Annotated in this window: 16 protein-coding genes and 1 riboswitch; of the genes, 2 read left to right on the top strand and 14 right to left on the bottom strand. The window is 67.3% G+C overall.

What is annotated here, in order from left to right; translation table 11 throughout:
* Positions 1-2: 2 nt before the first annotated feature.
* The 11 genes from ACFPQ5_RS10145 to ACFPQ5_RS10095 form a co-directional block, all read right to left on the bottom strand.
* Complete coding sequence (locus tag ACFPQ5_RS10145; RefSeq protein ID WP_379754446.1) at positions 3-1,235, bottom strand: 3-methyl-2-oxobutanoate dehydrogenase (2-methylpropanoyl-transferring) subunit alpha; 1,233 nt, start codon at positions 1,233-1,235, stop codon at positions 3-5.
* 336 nt (positions 1,236-1,571) lie between these two features.
* Positions 1,572-2,951 (bottom strand): efflux transporter outer membrane subunit, encoded by a 1,380-nt coding sequence (locus ACFPQ5_RS10140; protein ID WP_379754443.1) that lies wholly within the window; start codon positions 2,949-2,951, stop codon positions 1,572-1,574.
* Positions 2,948-4,159 carry an HlyD family secretion protein gene (locus ACFPQ5_RS10135; RefSeq protein ID WP_379754440.1) on the bottom strand — a complete coding sequence of 404 codons (1,212 nt, stop codon included), beginning with the start codon at positions 4,157-4,159 and terminating at the stop codon, positions 2,948-2,950. Before ACFPQ5_RS10135 ends, ACFPQ5_RS10140 begins: the two co-directional genes overlap by 4 nt.
* Positions 4,160-4,165: 6 nt before the next feature.
* Complete coding sequence (locus tag ACFPQ5_RS10130) at positions 4,166-5,830, bottom strand: MFS transporter (protein ID WP_379754437.1); 1,665 nt, start codon at positions 5,828-5,830, stop codon at positions 4,166-4,168.
* Positions 5,831-6,388 carry a TetR/AcrR family transcriptional regulator gene (locus ACFPQ5_RS10125; protein ID WP_379754434.1) on the bottom strand — a complete coding sequence of 186 codons (558 nt, stop codon included), beginning with the start codon at positions 6,386-6,388 and terminating at the stop codon, positions 5,831-5,833.
* Positions 6,389-6,566: 178 nt separating this feature from the next.
* Positions 6,567-7,925 carry an amino acid permease gene (locus tag ACFPQ5_RS10120; protein ID WP_379754431.1) on the bottom strand — a complete coding sequence of 453 codons (1,359 nt, stop codon included), beginning with the start codon at positions 7,923-7,925 and terminating at the stop codon, positions 6,567-6,569.
* Positions 7,926-8,007: 82 nt separating this feature from the next.
* Complete coding sequence (locus tag ACFPQ5_RS10115; RefSeq protein ID WP_379754428.1) at positions 8,008-8,703, bottom strand: MBL fold metallo-hydrolase; 696 nt, start codon at positions 8,701-8,703, stop codon at positions 8,008-8,010.
* 41 nt (positions 8,704-8,744) lie between these two features.
* The gene (locus tag ACFPQ5_RS10110; protein WP_379754425.1) at positions 8,745-9,179 is read right to left on the bottom strand and encodes a YeeE/YedE family protein; all 435 of its coding nucleotides are present in this window, start codon (positions 9,177-9,179) and stop codon (positions 8,745-8,747) included.
* 8 nt (positions 9,180-9,187) lie between these two features.
* Complete coding sequence (locus tag ACFPQ5_RS10105; protein WP_379754422.1) at positions 9,188-9,619, bottom strand: YeeE/YedE family protein; 432 nt, start codon at positions 9,617-9,619, stop codon at positions 9,188-9,190.
* A 66-nt stretch (positions 9,620-9,685) separates the two neighbouring features.
* Positions 9,686-10,498: a redoxin domain-containing protein gene (locus tag ACFPQ5_RS10100; RefSeq protein ID WP_379754419.1), complete on the bottom strand. Its 813-nt coding sequence runs from the start codon at positions 10,496-10,498 to the stop codon at positions 9,686-9,688.
* A 62-nt stretch (positions 10,499-10,560) separates the two neighbouring features.
* Positions 10,561-11,913 carry a hemolysin family protein gene (locus ACFPQ5_RS10095; RefSeq protein WP_379754416.1) on the bottom strand — a complete coding sequence of 451 codons (1,353 nt, stop codon included), beginning with the start codon at positions 11,911-11,913 and terminating at the stop codon, positions 10,561-10,563.
* Between the two features lie 197 nt (positions 11,914-12,110).
* Between ACFPQ5_RS10095 and ACFPQ5_RS10090 the strand changes: the two genes are divergently transcribed.
* Positions 12,111-13,079, top strand: coding sequence for an amidohydrolase family protein (locus tag ACFPQ5_RS10090; protein ID WP_379754413.1), 969 nt, complete (start codon positions 12,111-12,113; stop codon positions 13,077-13,079).
* Between the two features lie 141 nt (positions 13,080-13,220).
* A riboswitch (cyclic di-GMP riboswitch) is annotated at positions 13,221-13,310 on the top strand.
* A gap of 86 nt (positions 13,311-13,396) precedes the next feature.
* Complete coding sequence (locus ACFPQ5_RS10085) at positions 13,397-15,199, top strand: S8 family serine peptidase (protein ID WP_379754410.1); 1,803 nt, start codon at positions 13,397-13,399, stop codon at positions 15,197-15,199.
* A gap of 75 nt (positions 15,200-15,274) precedes the next feature.
* Here ACFPQ5_RS10085 and ACFPQ5_RS10080 read toward each other — a convergent pair whose 3' ends face one another.
* The 3 genes from ACFPQ5_RS10080 to hmgA form a co-directional block, all read right to left on the bottom strand.
* Positions 15,275-15,853, bottom strand: a complete 579-nt coding sequence (locus ACFPQ5_RS10080; protein ID WP_379754407.1) for a PEP-CTERM sorting domain-containing protein — start codon at positions 15,851-15,853, stop codon at positions 15,275-15,277.
* A 157-nt stretch (positions 15,854-16,010) separates the two neighbouring features.
* Positions 16,011-16,424 carry a secondary thiamine-phosphate synthase enzyme YjbQ gene (locus tag ACFPQ5_RS10075; RefSeq protein ID WP_379754404.1) on the bottom strand — a complete coding sequence of 138 codons (414 nt, stop codon included), beginning with the start codon at positions 16,422-16,424 and terminating at the stop codon, positions 16,011-16,013.
* A gap of 3 nt (positions 16,425-16,427) precedes the next feature.
* Entirely contained in the window at positions 16,428-17,738 is a 1,311-nt protein-coding gene (hmgA, locus tag ACFPQ5_RS10070) for a homogentisate 1,2-dioxygenase (protein WP_379754401.1), read from the bottom strand.
* Positions 17,739-17,754 lie beyond the last annotated feature (16 nt).

The following is a 17,754-nucleotide window of genomic DNA, read 5'->3' as shown; positions in this document are numbered from 1 at the left end:
CATCACACTCCCAATTGTTGACGTTGGCGGCGCAGGTGCTCGGGCATCTCTTTATAGACATCCTCGAACATCGACGCCGCGCTCGGGACGCGGCCATCGGCCAGCGTGCCGTATTGTTCGGCTTCCTTCTGCGCGGCCAGGACTTCGGCCTCCAGCTCGGACTGGACCTTCTCGTGCTCCTCGTCGGACCAGGCACCCAGTTTGGTGAGGTGCTGGCGCAATCTAGCGATCGGGTCGCCCAGCGGGAAGCGGGTCCAGTCGTCGGCGGGACGGTAGCGCGACGGATCGTCGGAGGTGGAGTGCGGGCCGGCGCGGTAGGTGACCCACTCGATGAGCGTTGGGCCCAGGTTGTTGCGGGCGCGCTCGGCGGCCCAGCAGGAAGCCGCGTACACGGCCAGGAAGTCGTTGCCGTCCACGCGCAGGCTGGCGATGCCGGCGCCGACGCCGCGCGCAGCAAAAGTCACGCTCTCGCCGCCGGCGATCGCCTGGAAGGTCGAGATCGCCCACTGATTGTTGACGACGTTGATGATGCAGGGCGCCCGGTACACGTGGGCGAACGTGAGGGCGGTGTGGAAGTCGGATTCGGCGGTGGCGCCGTCGCCGATCCAGGCCGATGCGATTTTTGTGTCGCCCTTGATCGCCGAGGCCATGGCCCAGCCGACCGCCTGCGGCACCTGGGTCGCCAGGTTGCCCGAGATGGTGAAGAAGCCCTTGTTCTTGACCGAGTACATGACCGGCAGCTGGCGACCCTTCATCGGATCGCGCTCGTTGGAGAGCAGCTGGCAGATCATGTCGACCATCGGGTATTCGCGCGCCATCAGGAGGCTTTGCTGGCGGTAGGTCGGGAAGCACATGTCGCCATCCTTCAGCGCCAGCGCGTGCGCCGTGCCGATGGCTTCCTCGCCGAGCGAGGTCATGTAGAAGGACATCTTCTTCTGGCGCTGGCCGATGACCATGCGCGCGTCGAAGATGCGGGTCTTCATCATCGTGCGCAGGCCGAAGCGCAGCTGCTCGACGTCGATTTGCGGCGCCCACGGACCGACGGCGTTACCGTCTTCGTCGAGCACGCGGATGAGGGAGGTGACGATGTCGGCGGTATCGCCGAACTGGACGTCGACCGGCGGCTTGCGGACTTCGCCCGCCGCGCTTAACTGTAAGTACGAAAAATCGGTCTTGCAACCCGGGCGGCCGGTTGGCTCCGGGACATGCAGCGACAGAGGGTTACCCTGGCTCATAATGCGCGTTTCCTTTGTGAGGTGATGTGCGGCAAGCTGAGATGATAAGGCGTGCGGTGGCGCGCACGGGCATTGCAGAGAAGTATTTTCGTGGTGCTTTGCAGCATAGATAGTGGGTGTCGGCACGGGTGCGGTGGTTCAATCGTCGCGTATCGCCGCGTGGGCGGGGAACCCGCCCACCTTACGTCCCTTCGCTACATACACGTAGGGTGGGCGGGTCTCCCGCCCACGCGGTGATTGTTGCCGCGTGATTTGCCACAGTGGCTCCGGCGAAAACGTACCACGCTGAGCGCGTGGCGAGCCCGATCCAAGCCAAAAGTGCGCGTCTCAAACGACCTACCGCGACACCCATCCGCCACCCAGCGCCCGATACAAGGCAATCAAATTTTCGATCTGTGTGCGCCGCAGCGTAACCAGATTCAATTCCACCTGGAATAAATTGCGCTGCGCATCGAGTTGTTCGAGATACGAGGCATACCCGGCCTGGTAACGGTCCGTCGCATACCCCAGCGAGCGCCCGAGGATATCGCGCCGCCGCGACGCGTGGTCCACCTGCTCGGCCAGGCGCGGCACCCCGGCCAGCGCATTCTCGACTTCCGAAAATGCCGTCAGCACCGTGCGCCGGTAGGCAAACGCCGCCTGGTCGCGCTGCGAGGCGGCCGCCTCGTATTGCGCGCTCAAGCGTCCGCCGGTGAACAGCGGCGCCAGCACGCTGCCGCCCAGGCTCCAGACCGTGACCGGATCGTAGTCGAGCGCGTTCACGAACAGGCTCCCCAACTGGGCGCTGAGCGAGACCTGGGGCAGGAAGGCCTGGCGCCGCAGGGCAAGCGCCGCGTCGCTGGCGGCCAGCAGCAGCTCGCGCTGGGCGACGTCGGGCCGGCGCGCCAGCAGTTGCGAGGGCAGCACGGCCGGCACGGGCGGCAAGCGCAGGGCGGTGAAGCCGGCGCCGCGCGCAACCTCGCCCGGCAGTTCGCCGGCCAGCAGGCGCACAGCGTTTTCCTGGCGCCGCACGGCCAGTTCCAGCTCCGGAATCGCGCCCAGCACCGACTGGTATTCGGATTCGGCTTGCGTGAGCTGCAGCTGCGAGATGTAGCCGACGCGGGCCTGGTCCTGGGCCAGGCGCAGGGCTTCGCTGCGCGAGGCGACCGTTTCGCGCGTGATGGTAAGCTGGGCGTCGAGGGCCAGCAGCGCGACGTAGTTCTGCACCGTGCTGGCCGCGACCGTCAGCGCGGCGGCGTCGCGCTCGGCCTGGCTGGCCTGGTACTGCAGGCTCGCGGCGCGGATCTGGTTGCGGATGCGGCCGAACAGGTCGGGCTCCCAGCTGGCCTGCAGTCCGGGCTGGATCGAGCGGCTGGTGCCGATGCCGGTGGCCGTCAGGGTATGGCCAGCCTGGACGCCGAGCGCCGCGTTCAGCGCCGGCAGGCGGGCGCTTTCCGCCAGTTCGGCCTGGGCTCGCGCTTCGTCCACGCGCGCGACCGCGATCAGCACGTCGCTGTTGCGGGCGAGGGCCGCTTGCACCAGGTTCGCGAGGACCGGGTCGCCGAAGGCGCGCCACCAGTGCGGATCGATTGACGCGGTGCCCGGAACGCTCTCGCGCCAGGCGTCCGGTACGGATACGCGTGCCGCTTCCGGCATCTTGCGATAAGCCGGCAGGCAGCCGCTCAGGGCGCCGGCCGCACCAAGGGCCAGCGCAATCGAAAACCTGCGCCGCTTCACCTTGTCGCCTCGCGCGGCGCGGCACCCGTATCGACTTCGGCCGTCACCGACATGCCCGGACGCAGGCGCCTGGCGAGTTCCTGATTCGGGTCGATGGCGATGCGAACCGGCAGGCGCTGCACCACCTTCGTGAAGTTACCCGATGCGTTATCCGGCCGCAGCACCGAGAATTCGGAACCGGTAGCCGGTGCGATCTGCTCAACGTGTCCCGTCAGCACCTCGCCCTCGAAGGCGTCGACTTTGAAGCTGGCCTGCTGGCCGACGCGCATGCGCCAGGTCTGGCCTTCCTTGAAGTTCGCCACCACCCACAGGGTGTCCGGGACGAGGAAGAGCAGCTGCGAACCGGCCGTGACGTACTGGCCGCGGCGCACGCTCGCTTCGCTGACCTGGCCGTCGCGTGGGGCGCGGATCACGGTGTTGGCGAGGTCGATCTTTGCCAGTTCGACCTGGGCCTGGGCGATGCTGACCTGGGCTTCGAGGCCGCCGCGCGAGACGGTCGTCCCTTTCACGCGCTGCTGCGAGATCTCGATCTCGGCCTGGGCTTTCAATACATTCGCCGCGGCCAGGCGCGCCGAGGTGCGCACGCGGTCACGTTCGCTGAGCGAGACCGAACCGCGTTCGGCCAGTTCGTCCACGCGCGCCTGTTCGGCGCGGGCGCGGGCCGCTTCCGCTTGCGCCGCCACCAGGTTGGCGCGCGCGGAACCGACGGTGGCCGTGTTCTGGGCCTGCGTTTGCTCGGCGTTGTTCAGGGCCGCCGTCGCATTCGCCACCTGGGCTTCGGCGGCGCGCACGCGTTCGCGGTAGATGCGGTCGTCGATGCGCAGCAGTTCCTGGCCGGCCTTCACATACTGGTAGTCCTTGACCAGCACCTCGCTCACATAGCCGTTGACCTGGGGCGCCAGCACCGTGATCGCGCCGCGCACGTAGGCATTGTCGGTGCTGACCCGGTTCGTGTTGAAGGGACCCAGGTGCCAGGCCCACATGATGAGGGCGATGCCGACCGCGGCGACCACCACCATGATGCCGATCGAGGCCGGCGTCGCGCGGATTTTCTTGGGCGGCGGCTCGGGCTGGGCGGGAGCTGCAGGAGCGGCGGGCGGCGCGGCGCGGGCGCTGTCGTCGGAATCGGTCGGCGCCGGCGGATTGGCTTCGAGGGCCTCGGTTTCTTCGCGGGTCAGGGGTGGATTGTTCTGGCGCTCGTTGTTCATGTGCTTTCAAGCCTTGGTGGCGGCGGGCGCCGCCGGGGTTTCGGATGCCGCGGCGCGCTTGTTCCGGATCGATGCGCGGGTCGCCACGAACAGGGACCAGAACAGGAACAGCAGGGCCAGCACGCCGCTGACGGCGAAGACGTCGTTGTAGGCCCGCACGTTCGCTTCGCGCCGCGCGATCTGGCCCAGCAGGGCCGTCCCCTGGGCCGCGCGCAATGCCGGATCGGCGATGGTGCCGCGGTAGATGCCGCCCTGGATCTGCAGGCGCTGGGCGACCAGCGGATCGGCGGGATTGAGTTGCGCGGTCAGGTCGCTCGAATACACCTGCTCGCGGTGCAGCTGGTAAGTGGACAGCAGGGCCGAGCCGCTCAAGCCGCCCAGGGTCTGGGTCATGGACAGCACCACGGTGAAGGTGATCACGTAATTCGGGCCGAATTTGAGGGCTTGCGTGATCCCGAGCAGCACCAGCGGACCGAGGAACATGCCGCTGCCGAGGGCAACCAGGAACTGGCTGAAGTAAAAGTCCTGCGGCCGGTCCAGGCTGGTGCGCCCGTAGTCGAGCGCTGCCGCGCTGCCGAACAAAATGATGGCGACGATAATCTGCGGGATCAGGGTCTTCGGGCTGAAGGTCAGCGCGCTGGCGGCGATGCCCACGACGGTGCCGAGCAGGATCACGCCGAACAGCGGCTGCATCTGGTCCGGCCCCATGCCCAGCACGCGCAGCAGGCCGACCGCGCCGACGGTCTGCTCGGTGGTGAGAAAGCGGATCAGGAAAGCGCCGACGATGAAGCGCAGCATGGTCGGCGTAACCAGCCAGCGCGTCTGGATCAGCGGATTCGCGCGGTGGTGCTCGATGTAGAGCGCGGCGCTGAGCAGGACCACCGCGCCGATCGCCAGATACGCCAGCCAGGGCTCGTCGAACCACCACTGCGAATAGCCCTGGGCCAGCACCGCCACCAGCATCGCCGCGCCCGGCGCCATCAGTGCAAAAGTGAGGAAGTCGAGCTTTTCGAAGACCTTGATGTGGATGCCCGGCGGGAGCTTCAGCACGACTACGGCCGCCAGCGAACACAGGGCCAGGCCGGCTTCGAACAGGTACAGGTTGTGCCACTGGCCGTAGACCAGCAGGGTCGGCGACAGCAGCCAGGCCAGCGGCGTGGCCAGCTGCGGGATGCCGACCCCGATCACGACCATCTTGCCGGTATAGGCGCGCGGCGCCGCCTGCAGCATGTAGAGCATCGACAGCGTGGTGGCGGAGGCGGCCGCGAAGCCGCTGACGGCGCGCACCGCCACCGCCATGGTAAAACCGCCGACCAGCAGGTGCAGCACGGTGACGGCGGCGTACAAGCTCAGGCCGATTTCGGCGAACAGACGCAGGCCGTACTGCTGGCGGAATTTGAACACCAGCAGGTTCACCGTGATGTTGACCATGATGTAGGCGGCCGGCAGCCAGGTCGCTTCCGAGGGCGTCAGGCCGAGCTGGCCCTGGATGGTGGGCAGGTTGGCCGACACCAGCGCGTTGCCCAGGCCGCCCGTGATGCCGACCAGGATCGCCACTGCCGCATAGGCCAGGCGCACGGCCGGCGTGTGGTAGGGCATCGAGGCGGAGCCGGGCAGGCTCGGTTTTTCGTGTTCCTCCCAGTTCGGCGTGGGCCTGAGCAGCTGCGCCATCTAGCGCCCCTTGGGGCCCTGGACCGCCGGCTGCAGGCCGCCGTCGACCAGCTCCAGGGCGCGCCGCACCAGCGTGCGGCGCTGGGCCGGCGTGCCGCCGCGCAGGGCCGCGCCGAGCATGCCGCAGACCAGCACCAGGTCGGGCGCGCGCAGGTCGGGACGGCAGGACTTGCTCTTCAGGGCAGCCGCCAGCGGCGCCTTGAACAGGCGCGCCAGGCGCTCGCGCGCCGCTTTGGCCGCCGGATGGCCGGGCTCCAGCGCACGCCAGTAGTCGGCGATCGCCGGCCCGCCGACCAGGTTCAGGCCGACCTGCTCGACCAGGCCGGCCAGGTCGTGCGCGGCCGCCGCCGCTTCGAGCGCGCCCATGGCCCGTTCGAACAGGGCCTCGACCAGGGCCGCGCGGTCGGGGAAATTCCGGTACAGGGTCGCGCGCCCGACGCCGGCGCGCGTGACGACCAGATCGAGCGGCGCGGTGATGCCGTACTCGGAAAAGACCGCGTCGGCGGCATCGAGGATCTGGTCGCGCCGCAGCGCGGCATCGGAGCGCAGTAGGGTCATGGTATCTGGACACCGTTGTCCGGTTGAGAGACCGGGTTGTTGCGGGGTTGTCGATTCGTCACCAGAATACTGCGATGCGCGTGCGGCGAGCGCACGGGTGGGAATGTAAAGATGGTGGGCACAGGGCGCCCACCCTACGTAGGGTGGGCGCTCCGTGCCCAGGCTGTTTATCGCCGCGTTACGACGTCTTCAACGCCCCGAGCCGCCGCTGCCGAACCGCATACCCGACGCACAGCACGACCAGCCACACCGGAATCAAATAAACGGAAAGGCGCATCCCCGGCGTCATGTACATGATCGCCGTAATCCCCGCCAAAAACACCAGGCAAAGATAATTCGCCACCGGATAGAACGGACTCGGGAATTGAGTGCGCGCCGCCGCCTTCGCGCGCCGGAAACGCAGGTGCACCAGCGAGATCGTCGCCCAGTTGATGATCAGCCCCGACACCGCCAGCCCCATCATCATGCCGAAGGCTTCGGCCGGCAGGAAGTAGTTCACCGCGATGCAGGCGAAGGTCGCCAGCGCCGAGACGCCCAGCGCCGCCAGCGGCACGCCGCTGCGCGAGAGCCTGAGCAGGAAGCGCGGCGCATTGCCCTGGGCCGCCAGGCCGTAGAGCATGCGCGTGTTCGCATACACGCCGCTGTTGTAGACCGACAGCGCAGCCGTCAGCACGACGATGTTCAGGGCCGTGGCCACTGCATTGCTGTTCAGCGCCGCGAAGATCAGTACGAAGGGGCTGCCGCCGCTGACCACCTTCTGCCACGGGAACAGGGACAGCAGGATGAACAGGGCGCCGATGTAGAAGATCAGCACGCGATACAGCGCCTGGTTGGTCGCGCGCGGGATCGAGCGCGCCGGGTCGTCCGCTTCGGCCGCGGTGATGCCGATCAGTTCCAGGCCGCCGAAGGAGAACATGATGACGGCCATCGCCATCACCAGGCCGCCGACGCCGTTGGGGAAGAAGCCGCCGTGGCGCCACAGGTTGGCCACGCCCGCCTCGGGACCGGCCGTATTCGAGAGCAGCAGCCAGCCGCCGAACAGGATCATGCCGATCACGGCCACGACCTTGATCACGGCGAACCAGAATTCGAGCTCGCCGAAGGCGCGCACGTTGAGCAGGCTGAAGGAGTTAATGATGAAGAAGAACACCAGCGCCGACATCCAGGTGGGCACCTCGGGGAACCAGTACTGGACATAAATGCCCACCGCGGAGAGCTCGGCCATGGTGACGAGCACGTACATCACCCAGTAGTTCCAGCCCGAGATGAAGCCGGCCATGTGGCCGCCGTACTTGTCGGCGAAATAGCTGACGGAACCGGCGACCGGCTCCTCGACCACCAGTTCGGCCAGCTGGCGCATGATGAGAAAGGCGACCACGCCGGCGATGCCGTAGCCGAGCAGCACCGAGGGGCCGGCCATCTGGATGGTCTGGGCGATGCCGAGGAAAAGGCCGGTGCCGATGGCGCCGCCGAGGGCGATCAGCTGGATGTGGCGGCTCTTGAGGCCGCGCCTGAGTTCTTGTTTTGGTTCCGCCATTCCCGCTCGCCCAGTGTGCAAAAGTCAATGATTCTAATGCATCTGGGCATGAATGGGGCGGCCTGAACCGCCCGGGCGCGGCTCAGGCTGCGTGCGCGAGGCCCAGGCGCCGGTTGGCCGGCACGGCGACGTCGATCAGCTTCGGCTGCGGCAGGTCCAGCGCCCCCATCAGGGCGATGAAGTCGTCGCGTGCGCGCCCGGCCAGGCGCGCGTTGTGGCGTTTTTCCCAGCCGATGGTGGAGACGCTCTGGCCGCGGTAATCGTGTCCCGGCCAGACCCGGGTCGCGTCCGGCAGCGCGAACAGTTTATCGTGCACGCTGTCGTAGAGCGCGCCGGCGCTGCCGCCCTGGAAATCGGTGCGGCCGCAGCCGTCGATCAGGAGGGTATCGCCCGTGAACAGGTTGCCGCGCCAGAGGAAGCTGACGCTGCCCGCCGTGTGGCCGGGCGTGTGCAGCACGGTGATCGCCTCATCGCCGAAGCGCACGACTTCGCCATCCTCGAGCTGGCGGTCGGCCGGCGCGATGCCGCAGCCGCTGGGCGCGCAGGCCAGGGCGCCGGTCAGTTCGCGCAGGCGTCCGCTCGAGGTGACGTGGTCGGCGTGGGCGTGGGTTTCGAGTGCGTAGGCCAGACGCAGGCCGAGCCGGCGCAGGTGCGCCAGGTCGCGTTCGCAGTGGCGGTCGACCGGGTCGATGATGGCGGCTTCGCCATTTGCGGCAGCCAAAATATAGGTGTAGGTCGACGACTCGGCGTCGAAAAGCTGGATCGGATTGATGTGCATGGTGTCTCCTCGCGCGCCATTGTACGGCAGCGCCGGGGACCTCAGGCGGGTTTGGAGCGCCCCGGCCGCCAGCGCTCGGCCAGTTCGAACACGCCCATGCCGGCCACCATCGCGAGGACGAACAGCAGCGGACCGCTCAAGCCGGTCGCGAGCGAGGCCAGTGCCGGTCCGGGACAGAAGCCGGCCAGTCCCCAGCCGACGCCGAACACGACGCTGCCCAGTACCAGCCGGCGGTCGAGCGTGCCGGCGACCGGCAGGCGGATCGGACCGCCGTGCAGGGCCGCGGGGCGGATGCGGGCCAGGCGAAAACCGATCGCGGCCACCATGGTGGCGCCGCCCATCGTGAACAGCAGCGAGGGGTCCCAGCTGCCGGCCAGGTCGAGGAAAGCCAGCACCTTGGCCGGATCGGTCAGGCCGGAGAGAATCAGGCCCAGTCCGAAGACCAGGCCGATGGCGAAAGCGGAGACTAAATACATGGCGAACCTCAGGCGAAGACGTGGCGCAGCAGCCAGACCGTGACGAAGCCGACCGCGACAAAGGTGCAGGTGGCCGCGGCCGAGCGCGGCGACAGGCGCGCCATGCCGCACACGCCGTGGCCGCTGGTGCAGCCGGAACCGTAGCGGGTGCCGATCCCGACCAGCAGGCCGGCCGCGAGCAGCATCGCAGGGCTGGCTTCGATATTCGGCAGCGGCAGCGGCGCGACGATGCGCCAGAGCAGGGGCGCGAGCACCAGGCCGAGCAGGAAAAACAGGCGCCAGGCGTTGTCGCCGGCGCTCGGCCGCAGCAGGCCGCCGAGGATGCCGCTGATGCCCGCGATGCGGCCGTGCACCAGGATCAGCAGCGCCGCGGCGAGGCCGATCAGCATGCCGCCGGCCAGCGAGGTCCAGGGTGTGAAGTGCTGCCAGTCGATCTGCATGTCGTTCCTCCTCCGATGTCTGGACAGCGCGGCGCACACAAGGTGCGCTGCCCGGCCCGCGCCGCATCAGGGCCGGCCGCGCACGACTGCCAGCTGTTCCTCCAGCCCCGCGCGCGAGATCTCTCCCATGTGGCGTGCCGCCAGCATACCGCGGCTGTCGTAGAACAGGGTAGTCGGATAGCCGCTCGCGCCAACCGCCCGCGCCGTGCTGTGCAGGCCGTCGAGCACGACGTTCGGCAGCTGCAGGCCCCCATCTTCCAGGTAGCGCCGCACCGCCTCGGCCTGCTCGCCCGTATTCACGAACACGAAAGTCACTTCTGGATGGGCTGCTTGGGCCTCCGCCATGGCCGGCATCTCGCGCCGGCAGGGCGGACACCAGGTCGCCCACAAATTGAGGACGACCGGTTTCCCTTTCAGCTCGGGAAGGCGCAGCGTGCCGCCTTCCAGGCGCTGCAGGACGAGGTCAGGGAGGGGCGCCCGGGCCGGCTGGCTCGCGCGGATCGCGAGATTGGCGCCGGCGAAAACAAGGATGCCCGCCAGCGCCGCGCCCAGCAGCGGCCGGCGCAGCGCCGGCTCGCGCAGCACGCGCTCGAAGCCGACCGCGCAGGCCACCAGCAGCCCGGCATAGGCGACGAAGCCCCCGTCGCGGATGTCGAGCATCGTCAGCGGGGCCGCCAGGTAAACGTCGAGGTGCCTGAGGATGAAGACGGCGCGCGCCGCGATGAAGCCCCACACGGTCATGCGCCACAGGGCCGGACCGGCATCGACGCCGCGGCGGCGTTGCCACAGCCAGGCGGCAAAATTCGCCACGCCCAGCGCGGCGAGCGGGCTCAGGACCCGCAGGGGCAGGACCAGGGGTCCGAGGTTGATGGCATCCACGATGGGCTCCGTAGGCAACGTTGTCCGGGGACCCAGCTTAACTCAGCAGTATTAATCGAACATTAAGATGCGTTCTCGTCTTGATCGCGCCCATTGTCCGCCGTCGCATGCGCCGGCGGCACATGCGTCACCAGCAGCTGGTCGATCCGGTTGCCGTCCATGTCCATCACCTCGAAGCAGTACTCGCCCCAGTGCGCGGTCTCGGCGATCTTCGGGATGCTGCCGAGCTGGTACATCATGAAGCCGGCCAGCGTGTGGTAGGCGCCCGCGCTTTCGTCGGGGAAGCGCAGGTCGGTCGCCAGGATGTCGCGGAAGCGCTCGAGGGCGACGCCGCCGTCGAGCAGCCAGCTGCCGTCCTCGCGCTGCACGGCGTCGTTCTCGCCTTCCTCGCCGATCACCGAGACGTCGCCCACCAGCGCGCTCATCACGTCGGTCAGCGTGACCATGCCGTGGATGTCGCCGTATTCGTCGACGATCAGCGCGATTTCCGCCTTGTTCTTCTTGAACAGCTCGAGCAGGGCCATGGCACTGATGGTTTCCGGCACATATAAAATCTCCTGCACGGCCGCTTCGATGTCGATGGCATCGATCGAGCGCGCGCGTACGGCCTGGGCCAGCAGGTCGCGGCAGTGGACGAAACCGATGATGCGCGAGCGGTCGCCGCGGCAGACCGGCATGCGGCTGTAGCGGCTGCCGGCGATGCGCGCCAGGTTGTCCTCGCGCGGGATGTCGAGGTCGACCAGGGTCAGGTCGACGCGCGGCGTCATCAGGGATTTCAAATGCTTGTCGTCCAGGCGCAGCGCGCGCGAGACGATGTCGTATTCGGTTTTTTCGAACACGCCGGCGTCGGTGCTCTCGCGGATCATGCCGGTGATGTCTTCCTCGGTCGGCGCCTCTTCCTTGTGATGGCCCATGCCGAACAGCCGCACGATGGCCTCGGTTGCCAGCGCCAGCAGCTTCACAAAAGGCGACATCACGACCGACAGCAGGCGCAGCGGCGGCGCGATCAGCGTGGCCATCGCTTCCGGGTACTGCATCGCGATCCGCTTGGGCACCAGTTCGCCGAGGATGATCGAGGCGACCGTGATGCAGACCACCACCAGCCCGAGCGAGGCCTGGTAGGCGTAGGGCGCCAGGAAGGGCATCTCCTTGAATTGCGGCGTCAGGTGCGCCACCAGCGAGGCTTCGCCGAAGGCGCCGTTGAAGATGCTGATCAGGGTGATGCCGACCTGGACGGTCGACAGGAAGTGGCTCGGTTCGTCGGCCAGCTCGAGCGCGGTACGCGCCCCGCGGCTGCCCTCGGCGGCCGATTTCTCCAGCCGCATGCGCTTGGCCGAGACCAGCGCCAGTTCCGACATCGCGAATACGCCATTGAGCAGGATGAGGAAAAGAATGATCAGGATGTCGGTGATCATAAGTACGCGATGCGTCTCCGGAACGGTATCGATAACGAATTGACATCATCGCATGTTCGGAACGCGCGAGCCGCACCGCAGGCGGGGCCTCCGGCGCGCCCTTCATGCGCCGATTTCGACGCTTCGTCGCGAGGCGCTGGGGCAGGGCGGGCCGGGGTGCTAAGGTCGCGCTGACCAATTCCAACAACGGAGACGACATGCAGACCCGACGCATCCCCCTTGCCGCGCTCGCGGCTTTCCTGCTGTGCGGCGCCGCGCAGGCGCAGTCGATGCCTGCCGCCGACCATCACCAGCACCTGTTCAGCGACGAGATCATCGCCCTGATCGGCAAGGACTCCGGCCTCAAGCCGCTGCCGGCGAAGGAAGTCGTGGCCCTGCTCGACGCCGCCGGCATCCGCAAGGCCGTGCTGCTGTCGACCGCCTACATGTACGGCAGCCCGCGGCGCCAGGTGGCGGACGAATATGCGCAGGTACGGCGCGAGAACGACTGGACGGGGGCGCAGGCGGCGCAGTTTCCCGGCCGGCTGCTGGCCTTTTGCGGGATCGCACCCTTCGCCGACTACGCGCTCCAGGAAATCAAACGCTGCGCCGGGCAGCCGGGCCTGAAGCGCGGCATCAAGCTGCATCTGGGGAATTCGGACGTGCAGCTGGACCAGGAGACGCACCTGAAGCGCCTGGCCGAGGTATTCGCGGCCGCCAATCGCGAGGGCATGGCGATTGTCGTCCACATGCGCGCCAGCATCCGCAACAAGCGGCCCTATGGCGCGCCCGAAGCCCAGGCCTTCCTCGACAAGGTGCTGCCGGCGGCGCCCGATGTCCCGGTGCAGATTGCGCACCTGGCGGGCACCGGTCCGGGCTTCGACGACCCGCCCTCGCGCGCGGTGCTGGCGACCCTGGCCGCGGCGGTCGAACGCGGCCACCCCGCCACGCGCAAGCTGTATTTCGACGTCGCCTCGATCGCCCAGAACGACACGACGCCGGAAGACGCCGCCTTGCTCGTCAAGCACCTGCGCCAGATCGGCATGGGGCGCATCCTCTACGGGACTGACTCGGCGCAGGGCGACAACCTACGGCCGAAAGAAGCCTGGGCGGCATTTCGGCGGCTGCCGCTGACGGAGGAGGAGTTCAGGCAGGTTGCAGCCAACACGGCGCCATATTTCCGTTAGCGTTTTGATTACAACCAATAGTTGCTTGTCATGAGCTGATATGCGAAACACCATCCTTTGTAGAAAGAACCACGACAGCGAGCACATTTCCTGCAAAATTTGATTGCCGTGTGGAAAAAACGCACCTACACTCCGTTCAGTAACTGAAAAGGGCAAACACCGCGAAAGCGGTGGACGCAAAGTCAACGGTCTAACGAGCCTACCTGGCTCCATGACGGCAGGACTGCCAGGCAAGGACAACACGCTGCGACGCTCTGTTCGCACGTTCGTGCACGCCAGCAATCCTGTGAAACCAACTTTTACAGGATTCGCTTGCCATGCATACCGCCACGAACGCTTTCACCCTCCGCAAAACCGCCGCAGCGCTCGCCCTGGCGGGCCTGTCGGCAAGCTTCGGTCACGCCGCCCTTGCCGCGCCACCGGCTGCGCAGGGCGATTTTGCACGCGGCCGCATCCTGATCGAAGCGCGCGCCGGCCTGTCCGACGCGGAACTCGACACCCTGGTCAAGGCCCACGGCGGCAAGCGCCGCAAGCTCGGCCAGAGCCGCATGCAGGTCGTCGACCTGCCGCCGGGCCTGTCGGAGGAAGACGTGGTCGCCAAGCTGTCGCGCCGCCCCGAACTGAAGTTCGCCGAACTCGACCGCAAGGTGCAGCCGGCGATGGCCGTCAACGACCCTTACATCGGCAGCGCCTGGCACATCGGCAAGATCGGCGCACCAAGCGCCTGGGACAGCACCCAGGGCAGCGGCATCACGATCGCCGTGCTCGACACCGGCGTGAACGCCGCCCACCCGGACCTGAAGGACCGCCTGGTGCCGGGTTTTAACGTGCAGGACAACAATACCGACACCAGCGACCTGTGCGGCCACGGCACCGCCGTGGCCGGCACGGCCGCCGCCAGCACCAATAACGCCATGGGCGTGGCCGGCATTGCCGGCGCCGCCAGGATCATGCCGGTGCGGATCGTCTACAAGGACAGCACGGGCGGCTGCCCGGCCTATTTCAGCACCATCGCCAGCGGCATCACCTATGCCGCCGACCATGGCGCGCGCGTCGCCAACGTCAGCTTCGTCGGCATCGCCGGCAGCTCGGCCGTGAAAAGCGCGGCGCGCTACATGAAGAGCAAGGGCGGGCTCGTCTTCATCTCGGCCGGCAACAACAACATCGACGAGAACGTGGTGCCGGACACCGCCTTCATCATCGTGTCCTCGACCGACAGCTACGACGCCAAATCCAGCTTCTCGAGCTGGGGCAGCTTCGTCTCGCTGGCCGCGCCGGGCACCGGCATTTGGACCACCAACAATGCGCTGGGCTATTCGGCCTGGAACGGCACCTCGTTTGCCAGCCCGGTGAGCGCCGGCGTGGCCGGCCTGATGATGGCGGCGCGTCCCGACCTGTCGGGCGAGCAGGTCGAGTCGCTGCTGTTCAAGACCGCCGTCGACCTGGGCGCGGCCGGGCGCGATCCGGTTTTCGGCTACGGCCGCGTGAACGCCGCCGCGGCCGTCAGCGCCGCCAGGGCCTTCGTGAACCCGGTCGACGCCACGGCGCCGCTGGCAGCGATCGCCGCGCCGCTGGGCAGCAGCTCGGTGTCGGGCGCGGTGGCGGTGACGGTGAACGCCTCGGACAACGTCGGCGTGACGCGCGTCGACCTGAAAGTCAACGGCACCGTGGTCGCCACCAACAGCGCCGCGCCGTACAGCTTCAGCTGGAATTCGGCGGGCGTCGCCAACGGCATGGCCAACCTGGTCGCCGTTGCCTACGACGCTGCAGGCAATGCCGGCAGCTCGGCCACGGTGGCGGTCAACGTCGCCAACGCCACGGCCACGACCGTGGTCGCCGCCGATACGGCGGCCCCCGTCGTCGCCATCAACAACCCGGTCGCCGGCACCGTGAACGGCAACGTCGCGGTCAGCGTCAGCGCCAGCGACAACGCGGGCGCCGCCGGCATCCGCACCACGCTGGCGATCGACGGCCTCACGGTGGCCAGCGGCCAGGGCGGTTCGCTGTCCTATAACTGGAACACGAAGAAGACCAAGGCCGGGACCCACACGGTCACCGTCACCGCACGCGATGCGGCAGGCAATGCCAGCACGAAGTCGGTCAGCGTGACGGTCCGCTGAGCGGCTGCGACGCTGTCGCCGGAAACGAAAATGGCGCCCTGCGGGGCGCCATTTTCATTGCTGCATGCGCGCGGATCAGCCGCGGCGACGGCGCAGGGCCATGCCCGCCAGGCCGGCGCCCAGCAGGGCCAGCGATGCCGGTTCCGGCACTTCGCCCGGATTGCCGCCTGGGTTGCCGGAGCCTCCGCCTGGAACCCAGGTCACATGACTCAGGCGTCCGATGTTGCATGGGCCATCGTTGCCAACACGGCAATCGCCGCCGCTCAGGAAATTCACCAGGTCGTTGGTCCAGGTCAGCTGGGTCAGGCTGGCGTCGTTGCGGAATACATAAGTGTCCAGCTTGGTATTCCAGACATTCTCGTTAGCGCCGTTGGTTGGCAGGCCAAACTTAAGCAGGAACCAGCCCGGCGAGCTTGGTGCACTGATGGTCCAGACGCCATCGATCAGCGCTGCGACAGGCGAGTCGTCCTTCAGGAGATCGTCTGCGGTGTAGGAACCGCCGGACGCCTGGTTGATGAAATCGACTTCGGTTTTGGCACCGGAATTGGCGCTATCGAAACTGCCGAAAAGTGGATCGGCCATGACGTTGCAGGTGGCAAAACCCGTTGCCGCAACCGCAGCCATCAGAATGCTCTTCAAATTCAACGCTTTCATGGAACCCCCGTTTTGTTGTGAGCTCCACTATATGCAAGCCCCGTGCCAGCAAGCATAAACCGTTGATTTGTAACATATTAGAATATTCTTTCGACAACTCTTGTTGACCAGTGTAAAGAATACCGACAGGAACAAGTTTGTAACTGGAACTAATTGTTCAGCCTATGACGGTCACCACCAGCGTGCGCCGGAGGGGGCTGGTCCGGTGTTCAAGGAGATAGATGCCTTGCCATGTTCCCAGCAGCATACGCCCGCCTCCGATCGGCACAGTCATGCCGCTGTCCGTCAACACCGTGCGCACGTGGGCGGACATGTCGTCCGGTCCCTCGTCGTCGTGGCGGTAGGCCGGGTCGCCGTCCGGTGCCAGCCGGCTCAATACCGTTTCCAGGTCGCGCCGCACGTCGGGATCGGCATTCTCCGTGATCGTCAGCGAGCAGCTGGTGTGCTGGACGAAGACTTGCACCAGGCCGCATTCGACCTTCGATGCGGCCACGACCTCGGCGACCTCGCGCGTGATGTCGCGGCTGCCGCGGCCGCTCGTCTCGAAGTGAAGGATCTGCTGGTGCGCCATGGCTCAGGGCGTCAGGCGGAAGTTCTTGCGGATGCCGGCCCAGCACTCGTGGTAGCCGCCCTGCAGTTGGGGCGAGGCGAGAGCGTGCGCGGTTGGGCACAGCACGGTGCGGGTTTCGAACATGAAGGCCATGGTATCAAGCACCTTGCCGGGTTTGCTCGTATCGGCCGCGCTCGCCTTTTCGAAGGTCGCCGCGTCCGGGCCGTGGCCGCTCATGCAGTTGTGCAGGCTGGCGCCGCCGGGGACGAATCCCTCGGCCTTGGCGTCGTAGGCGCCCTGCACCAGGCCCATGAATTCGCTCGCGACATTGCGGTGAAACCAGGGTGGGCGGAAGGTGTTCTCGGCGGCCAGCCAGCGCGGCGGGAAGATCACGAAGTCGAGGGTGTCGACGCCCGGGGTGTCGGAAGGCGACTGCAGCACCAGGAAGATCGACGGGTCCGGGTGGTCGTAGCTGATCGAGCCGATGGTATTGAAGTGGCGCAGGTCGTATTTATAGGGTGCGTAGTTGCCGTGCCAGGCGACCACGTCCAGCGGCGAGTGGCCGATCTTTGCGCTCCACAAGTTGCCGCAGAACTTGGCGACCAGTTCGAAGTCGCCTTCGCGGTCTTCGTAGCGTGCAATTGGCGTGAGGAAGTCGCGCGGGTTGGCCAGGCCGTTCGAGCCGATCGGGCCCAGGTCGGGCAGGCGCAGCAGGGCGCCGAAGTTCTCGCAGATGTAGCCGCGCGCTTCTCCGTCCGGCAGGCGGACCTGGAAACGGATGCCGCGCGGGATGACGGCGATTTCCTGCGGCTCCACGTCCAGCGTGCCCAGTTCGGTGGCGATCTCGAGGCGGCCATGCTGCGGCACGACCAGCAGCTCGCCGTCGGCGCTGTAGAAGAATCGGTCCGTCATCGAGCGGTTCGCGGCGTACAGGTGGATCGCGCAGCCGTTCATGCTCTCGGCCGAGCCGTTGCCGGCCATCGTTACCCAGCCGTCGATGAAGTCGGTGGGCGCTTCCGGCATCGGCAGCGGGCTCCAGCGCATCTGGTTCGGTGGCGGAGGAACGTGGCCGAAGTTCGCGACAATGCGCCCGCTGTCGATCTGCTCGAAGGGGCCGTGCATGGCCGCCGGGCGGATGCGGTACAGCCAAGAGCGGCGGTTGTGGCTGCGCAACGCCGTGAAGGCGGTGCCGGAAATCTGCTCGGCATACAGGCCATAGGCGACGCGCTGCGGCGAGTTTTGGTGCTTCGGTAATGCGCCGGGCAGGGCTTCGGTGGCGAATTCGTTGCCGAAGCCGGACTGGTAGCCCGTCTCGGTGCGGATGTGCTGGGTCATGCCAGTCTCCTCGTGG

Origin of the sequence: Massilia suwonensis (genome assembly GCF_042655665.1) — a bacterium.
Classification (GTDB): Bacteria; Pseudomonadota; Gammaproteobacteria; order Burkholderiales; family Burkholderiaceae_D; genus Telluria; species Telluria suwonensis.
Note: the sequence above shows the minus strand (reverse complement) of the source record. Positions and strands in the feature narration are given on the sequence as shown.